Consider the following 26,142-nt stretch of genomic DNA (forward strand, 5'->3'; position numbering starts at 1 on the left):
ATGAGTAAACTGTTGGATCGCTTTCGTTATTTCAAACAAAAAGGCGATACGTTCGCCGATGGACACGGGCAGGTGTACAACACCAACCGTGACTGGGAGGACAGCTATCGCCAGCGCTGGCAGTTCGACAAAATTGTGCGATCCACCCACGGCGTGAACTGTACCGGCTCCTGTAGCTGGAAAATCTATGTCAAAAACGGGTTAGTGACCTGGGAAACGCAGCAAACCGACTACCCCCGCACCCGCCCGGATTTACCGAACCACGAACCACGCGGCTGCCCACGTGGCGCAAGCTACTCCTGGTATCTGTACAGCGCCAACCGCCTGAAATACCCGCTGGTGCGCCGTAAGCTGATTGAACTGTGGCGCGACGCGCTGGCACAGCATAACGATCCGGTGCTGGCATGGGATGCCATCCAGCGTGACCCGCAAAAGAGCCAAAGCTATAAACAGGCGCGCGGGCGCGGCGGGTTTATCCGCTCGAACTGGAAAGAGCTGAACCAGCTGATCGCCGCCGCCAACGTCTGGACTATCAAGAATTTTGGCCCGGATCGCGTGGCCGGTTTCTCACCTATTCCGGCGATGTCGATGGTTTCTTACGCTGCCGGGACACGCTATCTCTCGCTGTTAGGCGGAACCTGCCTGAGCTTCTATGACTGGTACTGCGATTTACCGCCCGCATCGCCGATGACCTGGGGCGAGCAGACCGACGTACCGGAATCTGCCGACTGGTACAACTCCAGCTATATCATCGCCTGGGGCTCTAACGTGCCGCAGACCCGCACGCCCGATGCCCACTTCTTTACCGAAGTCCGCTACAAAGGCACCAAAACCGTTGCCATTACCCCGGATTTCTCCGAAGTTGCGAAACTCAGTGACCAGTGGCTGGCGCCAAAACAAGGCACCGACAGCGCCCTGGCCATGGCGATGGGGCATGTGATCCTCAAAGAATTCCACCTGAATAACCCAAGCGACTATTTTCTGAACTACTGCCGCCGTTACACGGACATGCCGATGCTGGTTATGCTGGATGAGCGGGACGATGGCTATGTGGTTCCTGGCCGAATGTTGCGCGCATCAGACCTGGCTGACGGGCTTGGTGAAGCCAATAACCCGGAATGGAAAACCATCGCCTTTGATATCGCCGGTAACCTGGTCGCACCGAATGGCTCAATTGGTTTTCGCTGGGGCGAAAAAGGCAAATGGAACCTCGAGCCGCTGGCGGCCGGTCATGAAACGGAGCTTACGCTCTCTTTGCTGATCACCCACGACAGTATCGCCGATGTCGCCTTCCCCTACTTCGGTGGCAACGAGAACCCGCATTTCCGCAGCGTGAAACAAGAGCCGGTCCTGGTTCGCCGCGTGCCCAGCAAAACCCTGACGCTGGCCGATGGCAGCCAGAAACGCGTGGTCAGCGTGTATGATCTGGTGCTGGCAAACTACGGTCTTGATCGCGGTCTGGAAGATACCAATGCCGCGAAAGAATACGCTGAAATCAAAGCCTACACCCCTGCCTGGGGCGCGCAGATTACCGGCGTACCGGCGTATCTGATTGAAAAAATTGCCCGCGAGTTTGCCGATACCGCGAATAAAACCCATGGCCGCTCCATGATTATTCTCGGGGCTGGGGTGAACCACTGGTATCACATGGACATGAATTACCGTGGGATGATCAACATGCTGGTCTTCTGCGGCTGTGTCGGGCAAAGCGGCGGCGGCTGGTCGCACTATGTCGGCCAGGAAAAGCTGCGCCCACAAACCGGCTGGCTGCCGCTGGCCTTCGCGCTGGACTGGAACCGTCCGCCGCGTCAGATGAACAGCACCTCATATTTCTACAACCATGCGAGCCAGTGGCGCTACGAAAAACTGACCGCGCAGGAACTGCTCTCTCCGCTGGCGGATGCCTCTAAATTCACCGGGCATCTGATCGACTTTAACGTGCGCGCTGAACGCATGGGCTGGCTGCCGTCTGCACCGCAGCTTAACCTCAACCCGCTGCACATCGAGGCCCGCTCGGATGCTGCCGGAATGACACCGCAGGAGTACACCGTCCAGGCGTTAAAATCGGGTGATATCCGCTTTGCCTGTGAACAACCAGACAACGGCAAAAACCATCCGCGTAACCTGTTTGTCTGGCGCTCTAACCTGCTTGGCTCGTCCGGTAAAGGCCACGAGTACATGCTCAAATATTTGCTCGGTACCGAAAGCGGAATTCAGGGCGAGGATTTAGGCTCAACGGATGATGTCAAACCCGAAGAGGTGGAATGGCAGACTAAAGCCATAGAAGGCAAGCTCGACCTGCTGGTGACGCTTGATTTCCGTATGTCGAGTACCTGCCTGTTCTCGGATATCGTCCTGCCAACCGCCACCTGGTATGAAAAAGACGACATGAATACCTCGGATATGCATCCTTTTATTCACCCACTTTCAGCCGCCGTTGACCCGGCGTGGGAATCCCGTAGCGACTGGGAGATCTACAAAGGCATCGCCAAAGTTTTCTCTGAAGTATGTGTCGGCCATCTGGGCAGCGAAACGGACGTGGTGCTACAACCGCTACAGCATGACTCCCCGGCGGAGCTGTCGCAGCCGTTTGATATCCAGGACTGGCGCAAAGGGGAATGTGACCTTATCCCCGGTAAAACTGCTCCGAGTATTGCGGTGGTGGAACGTAACTACCCGGATACCTATGAACGCTTCACTTCCCTCGGCCCACTGCTGGATAAGCTTGGCAACGGCGGGAAAGGCATTTCGTGGAACACGCAAACCGAGGTCGATTTCCTCGGCAAGCTGAACTACGTCAAGCTCGACGGCCCGGCAAAAGGTCGCCCACTGATTGAAACAGCGATTGATGCCTCTGAGGTGATCCTCGCCCTGGCACCAGAAACCAACGGCCAGGTGGCGGTAAAAGCCTGGGAAGCGCTCGGGCAACTGACCGGACGCGATCACACGCACCTGGCAATCAACAAAGAAGACGAGAAAATCCGCTTCCGCGATATCCAGGCCCAGCCGCGCAAAATCATCTCCAGCCCGACATGGTCTGGTCTTGAGAGCGAGCATGTTTCTTATAACGCCGGGTACACCAACGTACACGAACTGATCCCGTGGCGGACGATTTCCGGGCGTCAGCAGCTGTATCAGGATCACACCTGGATGCGTGCATTCGGGGAGAGCCTGGTGGCCTATCGTCCGCCAATTGATACCCGCAGCGTCACCCACATGCGCGAGATCCCACCGAACGGCTTCCCGGAGAAAGCGCTGAACTTCCTGACACCGCACCAGAAATGGGGCATTCACTCCACCTACAGCGAAAACCTGCTGATGCAGACCCTGTCTCGCGGCGGGCCGATTGTCTGGATAAGCGAGATGGACGCCAAAGAGTTAGGCATTGAGGATAACGACTGGATCGAAGCCTTCAACGCCAACGGCGCCCTCACCGCCCGCGCGGTGGTCAGCCAGCGCGTGCCGCCGGGCATGACCATGATGTACCACGCTCAGGAGCGCATTCTGAACATTCCGGGTTCAGAAGTGACCGGCCGTCGTGGCGGTATTCACAACTCAGTGACGCGCGTTTGCCCGAAACCGACGCACATGATCGGCGGTTACGCGCAGCTGGCGTACAGCTTCAACTACTACGGTACCGTCGGCTCCAACCGCGACGAATTCATCATGATCCGCAAAATGAAAAACATTAACTGGCTGGACGGCGAAGGTCGGGATCAGGTTCAGGAGGCGAAAAAATGAAAATACGCTCACAGGTTGGAATGGTACTGAATCTCGATAAATGCATTGGCTGCCACACCTGCTCGGTCACCTGTAAAAACGTCTGGACCGGGCGTGAAGGCATGGAATATGCGTGGTTCAACAACGTCGAAACCAAGCCAGGTATCGGCTACCCGAAAAACTGGGAAGATCAGGAGGAGTGGCAAGGCGGCTGGGTACGCGGTATTACCGGCAAACTGACGCCACGCCTCGGCAGCCGCGTGGGCGTTCTGTCGAAAATCTTCGCCAACCCGTCCCTGCCGGGCATTGACGATTACTACGAACCCTTCACTTTCGACTACCAGGATCTGCACCGCGCACCGGAGGGAGACCACCTGCCCACCGCCCGCCCGCGCTCGCTGATTAGCGGCAAACGGATGGACAAAATCGTCGGCGGCCCGAACTGGGAAGAGCTGCTGGGCGGTGAGTTCGAAAAACGCGCCCGCGACCGCAACTTCCAGAAGATCCAGAAAGAGATGTACGGCCAGTTTGAAAACACCTTCATGATGTACCTGCCGCGCCTGTGTGAACACTGCCTCAACCCGAGCTGTGTCGCCACCTGCCCGAGCGGCGCTATCTACAAGCGTGAAGAAGACGGCATTGTGCTGATAGACCAGGACAAGTGCCGCGGCTGGCGCATGTGCATCAGCGGCTGCCCGTACAAAAAAATCTACTTCAACTGGAAGAGCGGCAAGTCAGAAAAATGCATCTTCTGCTATCCGCGCATTGAATCAGGCCAGCCGACCGTCTGCTCGGAAACCTGCGTCGGGCGTATTCGTTACCTCGGCGTACTGCTGTATGACGCAGACCGCATCGAAGAAGCGGCGAGCACCGAGCATGAAACCGATCTCTACGAGCGTCAGTGCGATGTGTTCCTCGACCCGCACGATCCCGCAGTGATTGAAGAAGCGGTGAAACAAGGCATTCCGCAGAACGTGATTGATGCCGCCCAGCGTTCACCGGTTTATAAAATGGCGATGGACTGGAAGCTGGCCCTGCCGCTGCATCCGGAATACCGCACCCTGCCGATGGTCTGGTATGTGCCGCCGCTGTCGCCGATTCAGTCTTACGCTGACGCGGGTGGCCTGCCGATGAACGACGGCGTGCTCCCTGCCGTAGAAAACCTGCGTATTCCGGTGCAGTACCTGGCGAACATGCTCAGCGCAGGCGATACCGGGCCGGTGTTGCGCGCCCTGAAACGCATGATGGCGATGCGCCATTACAAACGCTCCCAGACCGTTGAGGGCGTGACCGATACCCGCGCCATCGAGGAAGTGGGCCTGAGCGTGGAACAGGTTGAGGAGATGTACCGTTATCTGGCGATTGCCAACTATGAAGACCGCTTTGTGATCCCAACCAGCCACCGCGAAATGGCGCAGGACGCCTTCCCGGAGAAAAACGGCTGCGGCTTTACCTTTGGCGACGGCTGCCACGGCTCCGACACCAAATTTAACCTCTTCAACAGCCATCGCATTGATGCCATCAACATCTCCGAGGTGCGCGAACACGGGGAGGGAGAATAATGCAAATCCTTAAAATCATCGCGCTGCTGATTGAGTATCCCGATGAAACACTGTGGGAAAGCCGCGACGAAGCGCTTTCGCTTATTGCGCAGGATGCGCCCGTGCTGCTGCCGTTTGCCCGGCAGCACCTGGGCGCAAACCTGCTGGATAAACAGGCTGAGTGGTGTGAAGTGTTTGAGCGTGGCCGCGCAACCTCGCTGCTGCTGTTCGAACATGTTCATGCGGAATCCCGCGATCGCGGACAGGCAATGGTCGATCTGATGAGTCAGTATGAGAAAGCCGGGCTTCAGCTGGACTGCCGCGAACTGCCGGACTATCTGCCGCTGTATCTGGAATACCTCAGTATCGTCACCGATGACGAAGCACGCGAAGGGCTGCAAAACGTTGCGCCGATCCTGGCGCTGATTGGCGGACGCCTGAAACAACGCGGTGTGGCGCATTATCAGCTGTTTGACGCCCTGTTGTCGCTTGCTGGCAGCCGCCTTACCAGCGACAGCGTGGCAAAACAGGTTTCCGGCGAAAAACGGGATGATACCCGTCAGGCGCTGGATGCCATCTGGGAAGAGGAACAGGTTAAGTTTATTGAGGACAACGCCACATCGTGCGACAGCTCGCCGATGCAGCAATATCAACGACGCTTTAGCCAGGACGTCGCCCCGCAGTATGTCGACGTCAGCGCCGGAGGCCCAAAATGATCCAGTATCTGAACGTCTTTTTCTACGATATCTACCCTTACCTGTGCGGCACGGTTTTTCTGGTGGGAAGCTGGCTGCGCTACGACTACGGGCAGTACACCTGGCGAGCGTCATCGAGCCAGATGCTGGATAAACGCGGGATGGTGCTGTGGTCGAACTTGTTCCATATCGGCATTCTGGGGATCTTCTTCGGCCACCTGTTCGGGATGCTGACGCCACACTGGGTTTATTCGTGGTTCCTGCCGATGTCGCAAAAGCAATTGCTGGCAATGATTGCTGGCGGCGTATGCGGTGTGCTGACGCTGGTGGGCGGTGCGGGTCTGCTGGTGCGCCGGCTGACCAACCCGCGTATCCGGGCGACCTCATCAACTGCCGATATCCTGATCCTCTGCGTGCTGCTGGTACAGTGTATTCTCGGTCTGACCACGATCCCGTTTTCAGCTCAACACCCGGACGGCAGTGAAATGCTGAAACTGGTGGACTGGGCGCAGGCGGTCGTCACCTTCCGCGGTGGTGCGTCAGCGCATCTGGACGGTGTGGCGTTTATCTTCCGCGTTCACCTGGTACTGGGGATGACCATCTTCCTGCTGTTCCCGTTCACGCGTCTGGTGCACGTGTGGAGCGCGCCGGTGGAGTATCTGACGCGCCGGTATCAGGTAGTACGTTCACGCCGCTAGTCGGCTGCGTCCTTCACGTTACAATAAGCCCGGTCGCGAAGCCGCTACCGGGCAATTCAAATTACAGCATCCCGTGTTGCAGCAGGAAACCCCACCAGGGAATGCCGAAAAGCATGTGGATCAAAAACGTACATAACGCCACGATAGTGCCAATAACCCACCACGATTTAATGTCGTTATACCCCGAAGCGAAGATAATAGGCCCCGCAGCACCACCATAATGCGTAATACAGCCACCATATGAATTGGAAAACAGAATCGCCAGCGCCAGTAGCACGGGTGCTGTTCCGGTGACCAGTCCCACAGTGGCAAAGACCGGAACCATAGCTGCCACATATGCCCCGCCAGAAGCAAAGAAATAACGTACCAGCACACTCAAAAATACGATGATGAAGATGGTCATATTACCGGCACTGAGGAAGTCCAGATGTTCAGACAGGAACGCAGCCAGCCAATGGAAAAAGCCCTCTTTGCTGAGCGTCGAGCTAAGGCCAATGATGCCGCCATACCAGATAAGCGTATTCCAGCCCCCTTTATTTTGCAGAACGTCACCCCAGCTGATGATATTAAACAACAATGCGCCACCCATTGCGATGATGGCGACCGAGGATTCATTTAGCCCAAGGTGATGTGAGAAAATCCAGCCCATTAATGCAGTGATAAAAACAACAACTAATCCCTTCTCTTTAACATTCATCGGGCCAATTTCATTAAGCCCATTAGTTGCAATATCAATATTATTGATTTGTTTTATTTCTGGAGCGGATACCCGGTAGCATATATAGGGAATGACACTCAACATCAATAACCCAAGAGGAGCCCCCGCCAGCATCCAGCCAGTCCAGCTAATATGAATATGGAAAATATCGGAAATTAACTGTAGCGCTAAGGCATTCCCTGCGAATCCGGTTAAGAACATATAGCTGGTCGTTTTGGTTACCATATACACATTGACCATCAGATAACGGCCAGCCTTACACGGTGATTCTTTTGGCGTCGAACCTAATACCATCGCAATACTGTTGATAATAGGAAAAACGACACCACCCGCACGCGCCGTATTTGACGGCGTGGCGGGTGCAAGTACCAGATCCAGTAATGCGGTTACGTATCCTAACCTGAGTGTCGTACTGCCAAATTTAAGGATAAACCAGTAGGCGAGCCGCTTTCCCAGCCCGGTGGTGACAAACGCCGCGCTAAGCGTAAAGGCGCTAAAAACAAGCCAGGTTGTTCCTGAAGCATATCCACTCAGGACATCCGTTGATTTCACCGGAGAATCGGCGAATTTCGTGATAGTAAAACAGGTTAATGCCACCGCAACCAACATAATAACGGGTTCAGGATAAGGTTTAATGACCAGCCCAACGATGGCGGAAAAATAAATACCTGCCAGAATCCATGCCTCTCGGGTTAATCCATCAGGCGGAGGAATAAATATCGATAACAATATTATTCCGGCAAGTAAGATTGTTTTCAAAATGTTTGATTTAATCATGTCTCACCCATGAGAAATGTTCCCTGAATAGCGGAGGTCTCCCCTCGGAGAAATCTCCGCTGACTTTAAATGTTTTATCAAAAAAGAGTAAACGGCTACAGATTGATCACCGTGATATTATCACCCTCCGCACTTTGATATTCAGGGAGAGTATCAAAACTGAGATCGAGGTAGATTTTTTCATTCGAATCGTGAAGTTTATCGATATAACTTAAATATTCTTCTACAGTTGGCATTTTCCCGATAATAGCGGCAACGGTACTTAACTCAGCCGACGCCAGGTAAACTTTCGCATTCGTTCCCAGACGGTTTGGAAAATTTCGGGTGGAGGTCGATACCACGTTACTCCCCTCCCTTACCCTCGCCTGGTTCCCCATGCACAGGGAACAGCCCGCAGGCTCAATTCTCGCGCCGGATTTTATAAACTGATTAAAATACCCCTCCCGGGCGAGTTGCTGGGCATCCATTTTAGTCGGTGGGGCCAGCCACAGGCGCGCCTTGTTTTCTTTGGCATCGGACATAATTTTCCCTGCCGCGCGGAAGTGACCAATATTGGTCATGCAGGAGCCAATAAACACCTCTTCGATTGGCATACTGGCAACCTCTGAAAGAAAACGCGCGTCATCCGGATCGTCTGGTGCGCACACCACTGGCTCGGCGATTTCATTGAGGTCAATGTCAATAATTGCCGCATACTCAGCGTCAGAATCGGCGGACAGCAGATACGGATTAGCCAGCCATGACTCGATTTCCGTGATGCGCCGTTCAAGTGTGGTGGCGTCCTCATAACCCTGCTTAATCATCCAGCGCAGCAGTGCCACATTGGAGCGAAGGTACTGCGCGACTTTGTCTTCCGACAGACGCATGACGCACGCGGCGGCAGAGCGCTCAGCAGAGGCATCAGCAAGTTCAAACGCTTGCTCTGCACTTAACGTATCCAGCCCCTCTATTTCGAGGATCCGGCCAGAGAAAACGTTACGCTTGTTTTTTTTCTCAACCGTCAACAGCCCCTGTTTTCTGGCATAGAGCGGAATGGCATGAACCAGATCGCGCAGTGTGATCCCTTTTTGCATCTCGCCCTTGAAACGCACCAGCACAGATTCCGGCATATCTAGCGGCATAATGCCCGTTGCAGCCGCGAAAGCCACCAACCCGGAACCACCCGGGAACGAAATCCCCAGCGGGAAACGGGTATGCGAATCCGCTCCGGTTCCCACCGTGTCCGGGAGTAGCATACGGTTCAGCCAGGAATGGATAATACCGTCGCCAGGTTTGAGCGCGACCCCTTTGCGGCTGGTGATGAACTGCGGCAGGGTTTCATGCAGTTGAATGTCAACAGACTTCGGATACGCGGAGGTGTGGCAGAAAGACTGCATCACCAGATCCGCCGAAAATGTCAGACAGGCAAGATCCGTAAGTTCATCGCGGGTCATACCACCGGTAGTGTCCTGAGATCCCACGGTGCTGATTTTCGGTTCGCAATACTGCCCCGGACGGATCCCCACCACTCCACAGGCTTTGCCCACCATCTTTTGCGCCAGGGTAAAACCTGCGCTGGAGGCCACAGGCGCGGCAGGCTGGCGGAAGATCTCTGATGACGGAAGATTCAGAGACTCCCGCGCTTTAGCCGTCAGGCTACGCCCGATAATCAGCGGGATGCGCCCGCCTGCCCGTACTTCATCCAGCAGAACGTCGGTTTTAAGGGTGAACGTCGTGACCAGCCGCTGGGTTTCCGTTTCACGAATTTCGCCCTGGTAAGGATAGAGATCGATAAGCATCCCGGTTGTCAGTGCGGAGACATCCATCTCTACCGGCAAGGCACCCGAATCTTCCAGCGTATTAAAGAAAATGGGGGCGATCTTGCCGCCAAATACAAATCCGCCGTTCCGCTTGTTCGGAACAAATGGAATATCGTTACCGATATGCCACAAGATAGAGTTGGTGGCGGATTTACGTGATGACCCTGTTCCCACGACATCGCCAACATAGACCAGTGGCCAGCCCGCCTCTTTTAATTCCGCCAGTTGGCGCAATGGCCCACGTACGCCAGGTTCATCAGGCTTTACCCCTTCACGAGCGTTGCTGAGCATCGACAGCGCGTGCTGCGGAATATCCGGGCGCGACCAGGCCACAGGCGCGGGAGAGAGATCGTCAGTGTTGGTCTCACCGGGTACTTTGAAGACCTTGAGGGTGATTTTTTCAGGCATTGCTGGTCGATGGGTAAACCACTCGGCGTTTGCCCAGGCATTAAGCACCTCTTTGGCACGGACATTACCGTTCGCCGCTTTAGTTTCCACCAGGGTGAATTTTTCGAAGATAAGGATAGTTGCTGAAAGCTGTTTAGCGGCAATGGCGCCTAGCACAGGATGATCCAGAAGATCTATCAGCGGCTGGACGTTGTAGCCCCCCTGCATTGAACCGAGCAACGTAGTGGCTTTTTCAGGTGAAAGACCGCTGACGTTGCATTCCCCAAGAGCAACCTTAAACAGAAAATCGGCTTTAACCCTGGCCGCCGGATCAACCCCAGGAGGCACACTGTTTGTTAATAAATCTATTAACGCAATCTGTTGTTCTGACCTACCGCACATTAAGCCGTTAACCACCGCGAGCGTTTGTTCGGCGGTTAACGGTTTTGCAGGAATACCCTCTTCTGCACGCGACTTCATGTGCAGATTGTAATCATCTAACATATGCTCTCCTGTTAGGGATAATTATTCCCTGAGCGTTAATCGTGGATATTTAAATACGCTTAAATCTGTTCACAGAATTCAGTCAGTCGTTCCAGACCGTAATGCCATTCACCATGACCCGACTCTGAATTAATATGTCCGGCCTCACCGATATCGATTAAAAGCCCCCCCCAGTACGTAGCCCAGAATTGGGCCCGTGCGAAAGGCATCAGAGGATCGTTTCTGCTGGCAAACAGAATGCAGGGAACGGGTAACGCACTTGTCTGGATGGCCTCTTCCAGCCCAAAGTAAGCTGGTTCCGCTGGCGCAACCATCACTATTCCGGCTACATTCTCTTGCCGGGATTGCAACAGCCTGCAAGATGCCAGAGCGCCAAAGCTGTGTCCGACCAGGATCGCAGGCAGCAGAGAGATTGCCAATTCTCGTCTGATGGCCGACACCCATTTTTCAAGATCGGGCTCTAACCAGTCTTTTTGCTGTATACGTTTCCAGAAAGGAAAACGCCGCCCCCAGCAACTCTGCCAGTGATATTCATCGCTGTCTCTTAACCCCGGCACCAGAATAATGGTGTAACGGTCACTGAGTTGCTGAAGTCGTTGTTCAATCATGACGTTTTCCTTGTTTAGCTATTATTCCTGCGGGAATTGAGACAATAACCATCCGACGGCAAGAAGATCAGCACTTCCTCCAGGGCTTAAATTTCTGCGGATCAATTCCGCGTCCATTCTGGTTAATGCATTTTCTAATATTTTTGAATTCAGATTTTTAATTTTTAATAATCGCCTGGCATAGCGTCGCACGTAATTCAGCCCAGTTACCCCACCCCGCGAAATAACGTTAGTGTCGGGATTTTCCGCCATCAGTCCGAGTAACATTCTTAACAGGCCCTCACGTTCAGACGCGCCCTGTTGGAACGAGCTTTCCAGCAGTGGAAGACCAAACGTGCGGACGGTAATAAAGCCACTGGCGGCTTCCCCTCTCGCCCCGGTGAATCCAAAGGTCTGGAATAGCTGCTCGCCCTTCGTTTTTGCGACACCTGACTTTTTCAACTCCTGCTCAACAATACCTCTGCATATAACGCGGGTTTCTTCGCACAGGCTGCGCTGAGTGAGCTCTACATTCCGCTGCGTTAACCGTCCGGCTGCGGCGCACAGCAGCCCCAGAGAGAAGATCCCGCCTTTATGGGTATTCACGCCACCGGTCGCTACAAACATGGCCTGTTCACACGCCAGCCCTATCGGTCTTAGTGCTCGCAGTGTTTGCTCCCCCCCAAGGCTGGCAGTCTCCCGGCCAGCCTTAAAAAACAGTGAATACCAGGGTGTAATAACCGCGATACTGTCCATAAACAGCGTAAAGGTCATGTCCTGATGTGCGCCGTTATTAGCACGATCCACAAGGCCAGGTTTCGGGGTTAAGGCGATTTCCCGGTACATGGCTTCAGCCGCCAGCTCAGCGACAGAACGCTGGACGACGTTCTCAGGATGCCTGGCAAGCGAAGTAGTCACGGGTTAACTCCTCAATAACGTGCGAAAGCTCAACCTGAGAATGGCGCTGTGCGCGGGAGCAGGCATGTGCGGGTTCACTACAGATAAAGCACCTGCGCATCGGTTGCTGAATGGCATCACGTTTCAACAGCCCCGTCTTCGGACACAGCACGTCGATATCCCACAGACGCCCCAACGCGTGGGTATCTTCGAGATGCGCGGTTACGTGTTTGATCATCCAGGCCGGTGCCGCCACTGACCAGAGGGCTTCAGGTCCTGTCACTGGCTGTAACGATTGATGCCGGGAAACTGTCCAGTGATGCGCCCGGAACAAAGCACCGAGCGTTTCATTCGCCACGGCCATAACCTGTCTGGCGAGTTCGTTATCCTTACGTTCACCAGGCCAGACCAGCGTGACAGAAACCACGGTCTGTTCAGACTGAAACAACCACGCCTGCTGTCGGTTCGCCCGCTGTTCTCTGGATGCGAGGATCTGTTCCAGGGAAACCTTTGCGTTCGATGCTTTATTCGTCATATGTATTACTCCTTAACCTGGCGAACGACATCAATCACGCTGCCGTCGCGATAGCGCACCACGCCAACGATGCGCGAGGTAAATTCGATAGGTTTAGGTTCGCCCGAAATGAGCAACGCTCTTTGGTACAACGCCTCGATATCCACGACGGTCAGACCTGCAGCCATCAGACGATCGCGGATCTCCGGGCGTGCCGGGTTAACGGCAATACCGTGATCGGTAACCAGGACGTCAATACTCTCGCCTGGTGTGACCAGGGTGGTAACATGTCTGACAACAGTAGGAATTCGGCTGCGGATCAACGGTGCCACCACGATGGTGAGATTTGCCGCAGCTGCCACGTCACAATGACCGCCCGACGCACCGCGCATCACGCCATCGGAACCGGTCAGCACATTGACGTTGAACTGGGTATCCACTTCCAGCGCACTGAGGATAACCACGTCCACCCTGTCGCAGCAGGCCGCTTTTGCCGCGGGGTTTGCATAGACGTTGGTCGATATTTCGACATGATCCGGGTTGGCAGCCATTGACGCAGCAGCGGCACCGTCAAAACTTTGCGTATCGAGGATCTTTTCAATTAAGCCTTTCTGGTGCAGATCGACAATACTGCCGGTGATCCCTCCCAACGCAAACCGGGCGACAATATTGTGTTTCCGCATCCGCGTTTCCATAAAGCGCGTACAAGCCGTTGACGCCGCGCCTGAGCCGGTTTGGATGGAAAAACCATTGCGGAAATACCCTGAGTGTTCAATGACGTCAGCGGCTGAGCGCGCAATCATAAGTTCACGAGGATTGCTGGTAACCCTGGCGGCACCCACGCTGATTTTTGCCGGGTCCCCCACGCTCTCAATCTGGACAATATAATCAACCTGATCCTGCACAATGCTGGCGGGCATGTTAGGGAACGGCTTCAGAGTTTCGGTCAACAGAACCACTTTTTTGGCATATTTCGCGTCGACCATTGCATACCCGAGCGAGCCACACTGAGACGCGCCGCCATTGCCGCTAGCGTTGCCGTATTCATCGCAGCAGGATACCGACAGAAACGCGACATCGATGGCAATCTCACCCTGTTGAATCAAATTCACACGCCCGCCGTGCGAGTGGATTTGTACCGGCTCGTCCATTAGCCCGTGCGAGATTGCGTCCGCCAGCTCACCGCGCATCCCGGAGGTGTAGATTTTTCTGATGACACCATTTCGGATGTGTTCAATCAGCGGCGTATTGCAGGACATCAATGAACTTGAGGCGAGCGTGAGTCCTTTGAGACCGCGTTCAGCCAGTTTATCCATCACATAGTTAATGACCTTGTCCCCTTCACGGAAAGCGTGGTGGAAGGAAACTGTCATACCGTCATGAAGGTCACAGCGTTCCAGTACTTCATCGACGCTGTCGAACAGTTTGCGCTGATATTTTTGCTGATTGTCAGATAGATAAGGCGTAGTCGCATTCGCACCGCTAAACGCGACGTACTCACGACGCACGCCAGGAATGTGATGCAGGGTTTCAGTTAGGTTTCTCATTATTCATCCTGTCGCTTTTAATTACTGACGAATGCCTGACGCATTTTTGCGCTCGATGACAACACGGGCATGGTTGATTATTGGCGCATCGATCATTTTGCCGTTCAGCGAAATCACCCCCAGTCCGTTACGTTCACCTTCCTCGGCGGCTGCAATCACGCGCTCAGCATAATCCACCTCTTCCTGAGTCGGGGCGTAGGCGTTATGAAGGATCTCAATCTGTCGTGGGTTAATCAGGGACTTTCCGTTGAACCCCATCCGGCGAATGAGATCCACTTCTTTCAGGAAACCGACCTCATCGTTCACATCGGCATACACCACATCAAACGCATCAATCCCCGCGCCACGTGCCGCGTGTAATACCGCGCAACGGGCATAGAACAACTCAGTTCCATCGCCACGCTCGGTTTGCATGTCCATCACATAATCAAATGCTGCCAGCGCAATACCCATTAACCGCACGGAGGATTTCGCAATCGCGACGGCATTAATTACGCCGACCGCAGATTCAATTGCCGCCATTAATTTTGTTGACCCAACCGGGCGTCCGCAGCTCTCTTCAATCCTGATGATTTCGCGCTCAAGCTGATAAATATCTTCCGGTGAGTCAGTTTTAGGTAAGCGAATAACGTCAACGCCAGCCCTAATCGCTGCTTCAAGATCCTTAAGACCAAAAGGTGTATTAAGAGGATTAATTCGGACAACGGTTTCAATATCGTTATACATAGGGTGCTGTAGCGCGTGAAATACCAGAAGACGAGCACTGTCTTTTTCTTTCAACGCGACGGCATCCTCTAGATCAAACATAATTGAGTCAGGTTTATAAATAAATGCCGTGGAGAGCATGGCGGCGCTTGAACCGGGTAAAAATAACATACTGCGACGTAATTTTTTCATTACAACGTTTCCCATAAAATGTCTTCCCGACCCAAACCTCTAAGCAGAGCAACCTGCACTCGCGCACGGATCACGCAGTCCAGCGCACCTTTATCATCGACAATGATCTGTCCTTGCTCGATATTAAATGCTGAAAGCACTTCATTAACGACCCGCGTTATTTGCTCGCCAAATTGTTTATAAACTTCGCTTTGGATTACCACATCTAACCCACTCTCTGTGGGACTGACCTTTACTAGCAGGTCGCTTGATTCCAGCGTTCCCGCCATAGCGGCTTGCACAATTTTCATATTACATTTCCTGTGATTATTCGATTAAACTTCTGCCGGCAACCGTTCGGACAAATAAGTTTGATGTTGCATTCCGTTTTTAAGATAAACACGTGTCGTTGCAGGTACCATGCCGCTGGCGGCAGAGAAATTATTTTCATTCAATAAACGACGAACCGCTGATGCAGAGACCGGAACGTTACTATCATCCGTTTTCCGATTTATTTCATGAACCCGAATACTGGCAGACTGACCGTTCTCCATTTCCAACCAGTGATGCATCGTACGGTTATATTCGGCGGTTAACTGGCAGAAAGGTTCGGTCCCGACAAAACGATGGGTTATATTCAGTGCAGGGGCGATGTAGTTCCTGAACAGCATGAGATCAATGGTCGCATAGACTTTATCAATCACCTGTTTGTCTTTCAGGAAATAACCGGGGAACGTGCCACGCGAGATAATATACGCAGAGCCGGGATGAACGGTCACATTTTGCAAATGCCGCGAACCGTCCCGCACCATCGCAAAGCGTTCTTTGAACGGAAAGGCGGATACATCTTCCTGTACCACAAAAACATGAAGCCAATCGCACTTGCTCGCGGCATGTTCAATCAAATACTGGTGACCCAGAGTGAATGGATTAGCATTCATCACAATGCTGCCGACATTATTCCCTTCGACCAGATATTGGCTTCGCAACTGACAGCAATAGCGATGAATACCGACTGGCGTGTTTTCCATTAACGCTGCACAGTTATCGACTGTGACCAGTGGATAAAAGCCACACCCGCGAAAAGATTTCACGTTACCAGGGCTGGTCAGCAGAAAAAGCTGATGTTCACCGTTTTGCGCCGCCTGAAGCTCGGCCTCATGAATTAAGGTCAGGCTTAATGATGTACCCCGCCAGTCGGAGTTGATAGCAATGCATTTTAAGGTATTACCGGCAATGCCAGCGCAAGCGATAAGTTTGCGTTGATAACGGGCAATGACAAATTGCGCAATATCATCATCGATACCTAAGCCATTCTTTTCCAGGAAGCAGGTAATCTCCTCTCTGGCGTGACCGTTACCAGTATTAATAACCTCAATTTCTGGCGTTCTGGCGGTGTACATCTTATTTCTCCTGAAAACGGCGGTTAAATAGCCAGCTCTTTTTGCTGCGCCTGAGCTTCAACAATGGTATTTGTCAGGCGGCCAATGTTTTCTATTTCCACTTCAACCCGATCGCCGTCATGCATAAAGAGTGGTGGATTACGTTTTTTACCGACGCCGCCAGGCGAACCGGTAATAATGACATCCCCGGCGCTAAGAGAAGTGAAGGTGCTGATATAGGCGATAAGATCGGCCACTTTATGGATCATGCTGCTGGTAGAGGCATCCTGAACCAGCATCCCGTTTAGCCAGGTATGAATAGTCAGCGCGTGAGGATCGGGGATTTCATCTGCGGTGGTCATATACGGGCCAAAGGCACCGGTTTGTTTCCAGTTTTTACCCGCCGTGAACCAGGCGTGCTGCCAGTCGCGCACTGAGCCATCCATATAACAGCTATAGCCTGCGACATGACTGAGCGCGTTGTTTGCATTGATGCAGGAACCTGATTTACCGATAATAACGGCCAGCTCTCCCTCGTAATCAAATTCGCTTGAGACAACCGGTTTAAGAACCGGTCGGGCATGTCCGGTTTGTGAATCAGGGAAACGGATGAATAACGTAGGTGCATTATTCGTTTCAGCGAACTCTTTTCGTTTATCAGCGTAATTCATACCCACACAGAAAATCTTTCCAGGCTCTTCGATAACGGGCAAGAAGCTTATGTCTTGCTGCATGAAATCCGCAGGGTAATCGACATATTGCCTGGCGACATCAACCACATCCCACTGAAGGAGATCCTTTAACGTTGCATACTGATGGCCGATTTTATTACCCAGATCAATAACACCGAACTCGGTATAAATTCCGTAACTTTTACGACCCTGATGAATATAACTCGCTAATTTCATGATAATACCTGATTGATAAACGTACTCATTCTTTGTCCACGCCCTGAGGCGTGAACAAATTGCCATGCGTTTTATTTTGTAGACTGCGCGGGTACCAGTGCCGATTTAGTACCGGACGCAAGGTAGGTCGCCACCACAACCCCAACCCCAAGTAACGCCAGGATAAGCCCGGTCATTCCCTGCCAGCCCATTGAATGGAAGACAAAACCATTGATAAAACCGATAACTGAACCGCCCATGTAGTAAAAGAATAAATAGAGTGCTACTGCCTGGCCCCTTGCATGGGTGGCATTTTTACTGACCCAGCTCAGACCAATTGAGTGGCATCCGAAGAAGCAGCCTGTGAAAATCACGGCGCCAGTAATAAAGGTGATAACGTTCGATGTCAGGGTTAGCAACATGCCTAATGCCATGAACAGGAACAGGACTCTTAATACTTTCATGGCACCAAATTTTGCCGATAAACGCCCTGCCTGCGGAGCCGTAAAGAAACTCAGCGCGAAGCTAAACGAAAGCAGACCTGCGTTTGCCGGAGAAATATGGAACGGTTCGCCTTTGAGGAAGAAAGCAAGATAATTATAAAGAGAGGTAAAGGCACCAAAGATAATAAAACTAATAACAAAGGCCAAAGCCAGATTTTTATTTTTAAAATGCGATGCGGCACCTTTCACCATGCGCATAACATTAAGATTATGTGTCGGTGTAAAGTTTTTAGACGCTGGAAGTATGAAGTGAACCAAAAGTGCAACCAGAATTAAACTCACTGCAAAACCGTAGAAAATGACATTTATCGAAACATGCTCAATCAACTGGCTAGCAATAATACGTCCTGACATGCCCCCCATCGAGTTTCCGAAAACAAAATATCCCGTTACGATACCTGCCGCGACAGGTGCGACCTCTTCACTGATGTAGGCTGTCGCCGCTGCCGCTATCCCGCTTAACGCCAGGCCAATCACCGCACGCAACGCCACCAGCATTGCCCAGGATTCGACCAGTGGGCAAAGCAATGTCAAAACACCGCCCAACAGGAGTGAAACAATGATCAACCGTTTTCTACCGTAGTGATCGGATAAGGTACCGGTAAACAACAGACCGATCGCCAGCAGAGCCGTTTCAGCAGATAAAATAATACTTACCTGACTGACAGGGACATCATATTCCACGGCCAGAGTGGGCAGCAGTGGCTGAATAAAAAATAAAGAAGCAAGTTCAGCAAGCCCGGATAACGCCAATGCCAGAATGATACGAATATGACAACTGGTTTTTACCGACTCCGGTTCTTTCAGGGTATTTTTAGCACTAGTTAACGCCATAAAAACCTCAGGATTATATTTTGAGTACAGAGTGTAATAGGTTTTAGTCTGACCAATTCAGTCAGTGTATTTCAGTTAAACAACTTCAGATAAAACATGCTCTGGCACGCATACAACGCCTTCAAATAATTTGCGTGATGTACGAATGACCGCTGCACGGGTATTTTCGATTTTATTTCCGTCTTTTAATAACGAAACCGAAATCTTTCCACTTGGGTGTTCAATATCGATGATATTGGTAAATAAATCTTTTGGCTGGTCGGCAAAAATTTTATGGGCGACAGAGCCTTCAATCAGTGTGGCGGTCGAGATACCAATTGAACCGGTGATCGCCAGCGATTTATGACACACGTGCGGCATAAAATAGCGAACCTGGATCGTTCCACCATGGGATGGACGGCTGAGCAGAACCGGTTTTGGGATCACTTTATTTGAGACATCACCAAGCCCCATTGCCGCCCCTGCTTTACGACGCAGGTTCTCAAGCTTTTCTTTAAATATCTGATCCGCATCAAGCTCCGCTGGTGTCTCTGCGCCCGTTTTCCCTAACAGAGATGCATCAATCAGCACCATAGGCATTGCCATATCGATACAGGTGACTTCGATACCATCAAATTCATTCGTCACGCTGCCCGTTGGCAATAATTTCCCGGTTTTCGAACCCGCGGAATTGAGGAAGGTTAAACCAATGGGCGCCGCCGAACCTGGTACGCCATCAATTTGCGTATCGCCTTCGTAAACCACCCGGTAGTCGGGCGTTTGCACTTCCGCATCGACCAGTGTTCCGGTGTTGAGATTACGGATCCGCACTGTCGTTACCGGACTTTGCGCCTTAACCAGCCCCTGCTCGATGGCAAAAGGCCCCACGGCGCAGAGCATATTGCCGCAGTTGGGAGTGGTATCAACGCGTCGTTCGTTAACCATAACCTGCGCAAACAGGTAGTCCACGTCTGCGTCCGTGCTGTCAGAAGCACTGACAATTGCCACTTTACTGGTTTGCGGACTCCCACCACCAATACCGTCTATCTCCAGCTCATGACCTGCGCCCATTAAACCGAGCAGTACTGTGTCGCGTTCTTTAGTATCCACAGGCAGATCGCTGGCCAAAATCACCGGACCTTTTGAGGTGCCGCCACGCATTAATACACAAGGGATCTTTAGCATGTGTTTTTCTCATTTCGTTTTTTGATCAGGAACGCTATAAAGATTTTCACAGTCCGGTTAATAACTCTAATGTCAAAAAAAGCAGGATTAATTCGTTTTGCACATTAATAACGACTGAGTTACCGTACAGAAATCGAAATAAGAAAAGGATTCAGAGATGCAACATGAGCTACAGGGTATACAAGCCTTTGTAAAAATTGCAGAAATTGGATGCTTTACAAAAGCATCTCAGCTTCTTCACATTTCACAACCTGCATTAACACGAAGAATTCAAAAACTGGAGGAAAGCCTGGGCGCTACGCTGTTTGAGCGTTCGACACGAAGCGTCAAACTGACGACGGTGGGAAGAGAGTTTTTACCTAAGGCAAAGAATTTAATAGATTTTTATGAAAGCTCAATCCTGAGTATTAAAGAGATGGCTACGCATCAGACGGGGGTGATTACCGTATCCTGTATCCCGACTGCCGCATTCTATTTTCTGCCATCTGTGATACGAGATTATAACAATGACCACCCAAACATCCGTATTCGCATACTTGAGCACAGTGCCAGCGATTGTCTTGAAGCCGTTTTAAATGGCGACGCAGATTTCGGCATAAATATGATAAACGTCACACATCCTAATATCGATTTTGCGCCGCTGGTCAACGAACCTTTTGTTCTGGCGTGTCGCCGCGACAATGAACTGGCGCAAAAAGCGCTGGTGACATGGGAAGATTTGGCCGGAATGAGGCTGATTGGCGTCAGACGCTCCAGCGGTAACCGCTCGCTTATCGATCAGGCTTTCGAGAAAATGGCGTGGAAACCCAACTGGTTTTATGAGGTTCGACACCTGTCCACTTCTCTGGGAATGGTGGAAGCAGGTCTGGGCGTCTCCGTTGTTCCCAGCCTTGCAATGCCGAACGATGAACACCATGTGCTGGTCAGTCGCCCGCTGATTGAACCCGTCATACGCCGGACGTTGGGGCTGGTGCAGCGTCGCGAAACGCCACTTAGTCCGGCTGCGGAGAAATTCAGGGAGCTGCTACTGAAATTGTGGTCTGGTGATAATAGCAGCCCGTGGATAAGCAAATTCACTCAGATGTAATCTGCTCTATTGTATCGTTATTGCTTATTTCCCATGTGTTTCAAACCCGGCCATTACCGCCGTCAGTTCTGCCAGCGAAAAACCGTGTTTTGGGTCGTCCACACCCAGCCCAAACCGTTCTGTCATCAACGCATACAGCGCTTCTGCATCCGCCAGATGGACTTGCTCTTCCACATGCCCGTTCTGCCAGTGGGTAAAGTTAAAGTTGGTCAGGGTCAGTTTGCCGCCCTCCGGCAGATGGCGACACATCAGCAAATGATGGCGGAAATGCGATTGCGGCCAGTGCGCCGACCAGAAATTCCCCATCACGTAATCACTGAAATACTGCGCCGTCAGGTCAAAATGGTACATCGACTGCCAGTGTTCGTGATGGCGGAACTGGAGCACCCAGTCGTTGCCTTCGCTAAGCAGGCGATACAGCCCGTGCGGCGTGGCTTGCTCTTCATTGGCGATTAAGCGAATCGGTGCCGTCAGCGTCTGCCCGCCAAAACCTACGTCAGCAATCCAGCGCTCACCGTTCAGCTCAACCAGCAGCAGGCGGTGCGTGCGCGGCGGCATTTGTGGCGGATTAGATAACACCACGCGCCCCAGCACGCTGCGTACCGTAAAGCCGATTTCACGCAGTACGCGTTCGAACAGGCCATTTTGCTCAAAGCAATAACCGCCGCGGCGCGCCGTCACCAGTTTGTCGACCAGACTCTGGTCCTCAAGATGGATTTCGCGCGGCAACACGACGTCGATATTTTCAAAGGGGATGGTGCAGTTATGCTGCAAATGCAGCGCACGGAGGGTGTCGATATCAACCGATACAGGCTGTTGCCAGCCTGTTCGCGCAAAATACGCACTCAGAAATGGAGACATGTCAGGGGTTCCTTGTTCAGTGATTCCCTGTTTATAAACTATTTTTGTCTGCCCACTGGTGCAAAAGTGCTTTTTATCTTTGGGTATTGCGCTGCATGATGCCAAGCGCAACCAGCATCAAAATCAGCCCGGTGATGAGTGTCAGGGTTGCCATCGCCATCCCTTGTCCGACTGAGCCTTGTTCGAACTGCCGCCAGATAAAGACCGACACGGTCTGCGTTCCCGCTGGCGCAAGTAATAACGATGTCACCAGCTCACGCGAGGCGATAGCAAACACCATCAGCATCGCCGCCAGCAGTGCAGGCGACACCAGCGGCATCACAATAAAACGTAACGCCTGAAACGCCGACGCCCCGTGAACCCGCGCGGCAGGCTCCAGATTACCGCCAAGCTGGCGTAAGGCACTGCCCACATAACGCACCGGCCACGGCAGGAGCAAACAACAGTACGACAGCAGTAAAATGACCCAGGTGTTATAGGGCGAAACGGGCCAGAAGCGCTGATTCCACAATAGGATCAGCCCCACACCCACCACAATTCCTGGCAGCGCGGCAGGCATCAGCGACAGCGCATCCAGCGCCGCGCGCCCTTTTATCTTCTGCACAACCACCAGCCAGGATGCCAGCAGCCCCAACATCCCGGTGATACACGCGGCACCCAACGCCAGCGACAGACTGGTGCCGAGCGCAGAAAGAGCATCACCCTGCTGGCTAAACAACGCCGCGTAATGTGACACCGTCACGTTAGACCACGTCACCCCACCGGATAAGGTTCCTAACACCCCGGATAACGCCATCGACGCGCCCGGCAGGATCACCGCAATACCGCCCACAAGTGCCATCAACACCACTATCGGCAGTGTAAATACGCCCGCATTCGCCCCGCTATTTTCCGTTGGTTTGCCGGTCACGCTGGTGACATCATGATGTCCGGTCAGCTTTTTCTGTAAACCCCACGCCGACAGCGCGATAACCACCAGCACGACAGAAAGCATCGACGCCCCGGAAAGATCCACCGGCCAATCTGCCAGTTTCTTTTCGATATCCGTGGTTAGCATCAGCACGCCCGCACGGGTGCCAAGCGCCGCTGGCACGCCAAACTCCTCAATGGCCAGGGTAAATGCAAGCAGCATTCCTGCCGCCAGCGCCGGTGACAACATCGGCAAGGTGATATGCCAGAAAGCCCTGGCTGCACTCGCGCCGTGGACACGGGCCACCAGCGCCAGACGCTGCCCACTCGCCAGCAGGCTGCGCGACACAGCAAAATAGACCACCGGGAAAATATTTAGCGCCATCACCAGCACAATACCGGTTTTACTGAACAGCACATCGTTGAGATTGATGCCGGTTATTTGCTGGAGATAGCCGTTAGTTTGCAACACCAGCATCCACGACAACGCCGCAATATAGGGCGGCGTCAGGAACGGGATCAAGAAAAGCAAATCCCACAGACGCGGTGCAGGCAGGTTCAACAGCCCTCTCGCAACGCCAGGCGGAAAACCGATTAAGGCACTCACCAGCGCAACGCCGATGGCGATCTGAAGCGTTCCACCAAGCATCGCGGGTAGTTGTGGCTCAGCCAGTAGCGTGCGAACGCCGCTAAAGGCACCACCAAAGTCACCTGCGTTAAATTGCGGGAACACCGCCTGTAAGGCGATAAACGACAACGGAAACGCCACCAGGATAACCAGCAGCATCAGCGTCATCGCAGACAAGAGTCGTTGATTCACAAGAGGTTCCTGAAGACGGGGTTGCCCCCGTCGGGTGGATTACAGGGCGAAAATGGCGTTGAAACGCTTGAGAATATCGCCACGCGCGCGGGTTCCATCGCTTTTGGTTGGCAGCACTTTCAGCTCGCCTAACAGCGGACGTTTCGCTTTCACATCATCGCGGGCAGGCATCAGCCAGGCGTCGGCCACCATCGCCTGACCTTCTGGCGACAGCACGTAATCCACAAAGGCTTTCGCATCGTCGGCATGTTGCGTCGATTTAAGGATCATCATCGGACGCGGCGCAATCACCGTACCGCTGGCCGGGAAGATGACCTTCAGGGATTCCCCCTGGTTGATGTTGCCATAAGAGACATAATCCACTGCGCCGAACACGGCCGCCTTCGCGCCCTGCATCACCGGCGTGACGGCCTGTGCGTTCGGGCCGCTTACCACCATGCCGTTCTTTTTCAGCTCATCAAACAGCGCCCAGGCTTTATCGCCCATCCCGTTTTGCAGACCGATCAGCAAATCCAGCGATGCACCGGACAGCGCCGGGTCTGGCGTGGTGACTTTGTCTTTAAAGGCGTCGGTCGTCAGGTCTTGCCACTCTTTCGGCTCTGGCGTCCCGCTTTTGGTGTTCCAGACGATCCCGAGCGCCGACACCCCTTGCGCGACGAAGTCGGTAGATTTGAGGTCCGCCGGGACTTTTTCCGCATTGGTGCTCTGGTACGGCAGCAACCAGCCACGGGTATGCAGATCTTCTGCGGTATCCCAGGATGCGGAGATCAAAATATCCGCCTGCGGGTTAGCTTGTTCTGCTTCCAGACGTGCCATCACCTTGCCGGTCGTGGCCTGGAAGATATCCACTTTCACGCCAGTTTTCTTTTCAAATCCCGTAGCCAGATTTTTAGCAAGCGATCCCGGGCCTGCGGTATAGACAGTCAGCGCGTGGGCGCTGGACATCATGACGGACGATAACGCCATTGCGAGCAGAACTCCTTTTTTCACGGACATTGTGGCTTTCATGCAAACTCCCCTGAGGATGAAATCAAACGATCGGCAGCAACGCTGCCAGCAGATAAATGCACGATGCGATCGGCCAGGATTTCAGCCTCCCGACGGTCGTGGGTAACGTACACGGCAGTCGTCCCGAGCTGGCGCAGCAGTGCGGCCATCTCCTGACACAGTGATTCACGCAGTTCGCTATCGAGGTTGGAGAGCGGCTCATCAAAGAGCAGCACACGGGGTTCGGCGACAATGGCGCGAGCAAGCGCCACGCGCTGCTGCTGGCCGCCAGATAACCCGGCCGGTTTACGCCCGGCAAAATCCCCCAGCCCCACGCGCGACAAAGCCTTCGCTACGCGGGATTCACATTCCGGGCGAGGGATATTGCGCATCTTTAACGGGAAGGCGACATTCTGCGCCACGGTCATGTGCGGCCACAGGGCATAGTCCTGAAAGACCATACCGATATCGCGCGCGTCAGGCGGTAATGACCACCCTGCTTTCGCGACCAGGCGTTCACCAAACCAGAGTTCGCCCGAGGCAGGCTGTGTCAGCCCGGCGAGCAGACGGAGCAATGTACTTTTGCCGCACCCTGATGGCCCTAACAGCGCAACCAGACTGCCAGCCTCAATGTGCAGATCTATCTGATTCAATACAGTATTCGCGCCAAAAGCGTACGACACGCTTTTGAGCGTTATGGAAGTGAGCATATTGTTATCCTCTTTGGGATTTACTGTCGGCCACTGTAGGGAGCGAGTGTGACGAAAACATGACGATCATGTTGCGTCTTGATTTCTTATGCGCTTCAGTCGTTTAATGCCGATAGCCACGTTGAGAGGAATATCTATGAGCACGTTTCGCCCTGTTGAGTTAAAGCACGCCAGCCGTCTGCTGAATCACGGCCCTACGGTGTTGATCACCAGCCGTGATGAATCGATCGGTCGCCGCAACGTGATGGCCGCGGCCTGGTCGATGCCCGTCGAGTTCGAACCGCCGCGCATTGCCATCGTGGTGGATAAAAGCGCCTGGTCGCGTGAATTAATTGAGCGCAGCGGTAAATTTGGCATCGTGATCCCGGGCGTGGCGGCAGCAAACTGGACTTATGCGGTCGGCAGCGTAAGCGGGCGCGATGAAGATAAATTCAACTGCTATGGCATCCCGACGATCAACGGCCCGGTGCTTGGTCTGCCGGTAATTGAAGAGAAGTGTCTGGCGTGGATGGAGTGCCGGTTATTGCCGGTAACCTCCGCCGCAGAAAAATACGACACCTTGTTTGGAGAAGTGGTTTCCGCTGCAGCGGATGAACGCGCATTTGCGGCCGGTCGCTGGCAGTTTGACGGAGATAAGCTGAATACGCTGCACCACCTGGGTGCCGGAACGTTTGTGACCAGTGGGAAGATGGTGAAGGCACCGGATTAAAAAAAGGGTGAGTGAACAAGCCTGTCCCC

General features: G+C 53.1%; 22 protein-coding genes. 6 read left to right on the top strand and 16 right to left on the bottom strand.

Annotated elements, in window-relative coordinates; genetic code table 11:
• The 4 genes from ACS603_RS11770 to narI are packed head-to-tail and all read left to right on the top strand — an operon-like array spanning window position 1 to window position 6,654.
• Window positions 1–3,741, top strand: a complete 3,741-nt coding sequence (locus ACS603_RS11770) for a nitrate reductase subunit alpha (RefSeq protein WP_474944322.1) — start codon at window positions 1–3, stop codon at window positions 3,739–3,741.
• A complete protein-coding gene (narH, locus tag ACS603_RS11775; RefSeq protein ID WP_182061202.1) occupies window positions 3,738–5,282 on the top strand; it encodes a nitrate reductase subunit beta in 1,545 nt (514 codons plus the stop codon). Before ACS603_RS11770 ends, narH begins: the two co-directional genes overlap by 4 nt.
• Window positions 5,282–5,977, top strand: a complete 696-nt coding sequence (gene narW, locus ACS603_RS11780; RefSeq protein WP_474944323.1) for a nitrate reductase molybdenum cofactor assembly chaperone — start codon at window positions 5,282–5,284, stop codon at window positions 5,975–5,977. Before narH ends, narW begins: the two co-directional genes overlap by 1 nt.
• Window positions 5,974–6,654 (top strand): respiratory nitrate reductase subunit gamma, encoded by a 681-nt coding sequence (gene narI / locus ACS603_RS11785; protein ID WP_259829394.1) that lies wholly within the window; start codon window positions 5,974–5,976, stop codon window positions 6,652–6,654. Before narW ends, narI begins: the two co-directional genes overlap by 4 nt.
• 61 nt (window positions 6,655–6,715) lie before the next feature.
• On the opposite strand, the gene ACS603_RS11790 is transcribed toward narI, so the two are convergent.
• The 12 genes from ACS603_RS11790 to ACS603_RS11845 form a co-directional block, all read right to left on the bottom strand.
• Complete coding sequence (locus ACS603_RS11790) at window positions 6,716–8,149, bottom strand: anion permease (RefSeq protein WP_315685847.1); 1,434 nt, start codon at window positions 8,147–8,149, stop codon at window positions 6,716–6,718.
• A 95-nt stretch (window positions 8,150–8,244) separates the two neighbouring features.
• Entirely contained in the window at window positions 8,245–10,839 is a 2,595-nt protein-coding gene (gene acnB, locus ACS603_RS11795) for a bifunctional aconitate hydratase 2/2-methylisocitrate dehydratase (protein ID WP_474944324.1), read from the bottom strand.
• A 59-nt stretch (window positions 10,840–10,898) separates the two neighbouring features.
• Window positions 10,899–11,447 (bottom strand): RBBP9/YdeN family alpha/beta hydrolase, encoded by a 549-nt coding sequence (locus ACS603_RS11800; RefSeq protein WP_474944325.1) that lies wholly within the window; start codon window positions 11,445–11,447, stop codon window positions 10,899–10,901.
• 21 nt (window positions 11,448–11,468) lie between these two features.
• On the bottom strand, window positions 11,469–12,344 hold the full coding sequence (citG, locus tag ACS603_RS11805) for a triphosphoribosyl-dephospho-CoA synthase CitG (protein WP_474944326.1): 876 nt from the start codon (window positions 12,342–12,344) through the stop codon (window positions 11,469–11,471).
• On the bottom strand, window positions 12,316–12,858 hold the full coding sequence (gene citX / locus ACS603_RS11810; protein WP_315685851.1) for a citrate lyase holo-[acyl-carrier protein] synthase: 543 nt from the start codon (window positions 12,856–12,858) through the stop codon (window positions 12,316–12,318). The genes citG and citX overlap by 29 nt, the downstream gene beginning before the upstream one ends.
• 5 nt (window positions 12,859–12,863) lie before the next feature.
• Window positions 12,864–14,384 (bottom strand): citrate lyase subunit alpha, encoded by a 1,521-nt coding sequence (gene citF / locus ACS603_RS11815; protein ID WP_474944327.1) that lies wholly within the window; start codon window positions 14,382–14,384, stop codon window positions 12,864–12,866.
• Window positions 14,385–14,405: 21 nt separating this feature from the next.
• A complete protein-coding gene (gene citE, locus ACS603_RS11820; RefSeq protein ID WP_315685853.1) occupies window positions 14,406–15,281 on the bottom strand; it encodes a citrate (pro-3S)-lyase subunit beta in 876 nt (291 codons plus the stop codon).
• Window positions 15,281–15,571, bottom strand: coding sequence for a citrate lyase acyl carrier protein (gene citD / locus ACS603_RS11825; RefSeq protein ID WP_315685854.1), 291 nt, complete (start codon window positions 15,569–15,571; stop codon window positions 15,281–15,283). Before citD ends, citE begins: the two co-directional genes overlap by 1 nt.
• A gap of 24 nt (window positions 15,572–15,595) precedes the next feature.
• Window positions 15,596–16,663 (bottom strand): [citrate (pro-3S)-lyase] ligase, encoded by a 1,068-nt coding sequence (gene citC / locus ACS603_RS11830; RefSeq protein ID WP_315685855.1) that lies wholly within the window; start codon window positions 16,661–16,663, stop codon window positions 15,596–15,598.
• 23 nt (window positions 16,664–16,686) lie between these two features.
• Window positions 16,687–17,550: a fumarylacetoacetate hydrolase family protein gene (locus tag ACS603_RS11835; RefSeq protein WP_474944328.1), complete on the bottom strand. Its 864-nt coding sequence runs from the start codon at window positions 17,548–17,550 to the stop codon at window positions 16,687–16,689.
• A gap of 71 nt (window positions 17,551–17,621) precedes the next feature.
• Entirely contained in the window at window positions 17,622–18,866 is a 1,245-nt protein-coding gene (locus tag ACS603_RS11840; RefSeq protein ID WP_315685857.1) for an MFS transporter, read from the bottom strand.
• Window positions 18,867–18,941: 75 nt separating this feature from the next.
• Complete coding sequence (locus ACS603_RS11845; RefSeq protein WP_474944329.1) at window positions 18,942–20,030, bottom strand: 4-oxalomesaconate tautomerase; 1,089 nt, start codon at window positions 20,028–20,030, stop codon at window positions 18,942–18,944.
• A 157-nt stretch (window positions 20,031–20,187) separates the two neighbouring features.
• Here ACS603_RS11845 and ACS603_RS11850 point away from each other — a divergent pair, with 157 nt between their 5' ends.
• Window positions 20,188–21,117 (top strand): LysR family transcriptional regulator, encoded by a 930-nt coding sequence (locus ACS603_RS11850; protein WP_315685859.1) that lies wholly within the window; start codon window positions 20,188–20,190, stop codon window positions 21,115–21,117.
• 24 nt (window positions 21,118–21,141) lie between these two features.
• Here the strand turns inward: ACS603_RS11850 and nhoA are convergent, their stop codons facing one another.
• From nhoA to ACS603_RS11870, 4 genes are all read right to left on the bottom strand, one after another.
• Entirely contained in the window at window positions 21,142–21,978 is an 837-nt protein-coding gene (gene nhoA / locus ACS603_RS11855; RefSeq protein ID WP_315685860.1) for an N-hydroxyarylamine O-acetyltransferase, read from the bottom strand.
• Between the two features lie 73 nt (window positions 21,979–22,051).
• Entirely contained in the window at window positions 22,052–23,707 is a 1,656-nt protein-coding gene (locus ACS603_RS11860) for an ABC transporter permease (RefSeq protein ID WP_474944330.1), read from the bottom strand.
• A 39-nt stretch (window positions 23,708–23,746) separates the two neighbouring features.
• Window positions 23,747–24,715 (bottom strand): ABC transporter substrate-binding protein, encoded by a 969-nt coding sequence (locus tag ACS603_RS11865; protein WP_182061206.1) that lies wholly within the window; start codon window positions 24,713–24,715, stop codon window positions 23,747–23,749.
• Window positions 24,712–25,404, bottom strand: coding sequence for an ABC transporter ATP-binding protein (locus ACS603_RS11870; protein WP_474944331.1), 693 nt, complete (start codon window positions 25,402–25,404; stop codon window positions 24,712–24,714). The genes ACS603_RS11865 and ACS603_RS11870 overlap by 4 nt, the downstream gene beginning before the upstream one ends.
• Window positions 25,405–25,540: 136 nt before the next feature.
• On the opposite strand from ACS603_RS11870, the gene ACS603_RS11875 reads away from it, so the two are divergent.
• Window positions 25,541–26,113 (top strand): flavin reductase family protein, encoded by a 573-nt coding sequence (locus ACS603_RS11875; RefSeq protein WP_474944332.1) that lies wholly within the window; start codon window positions 25,541–25,543, stop codon window positions 26,111–26,113.
• Window positions 26,114–26,142 lie beyond the last annotated feature (29 nt).

This window comes from Enterobacter sp. Li2LvB3 (assembly GCF_056156645.1).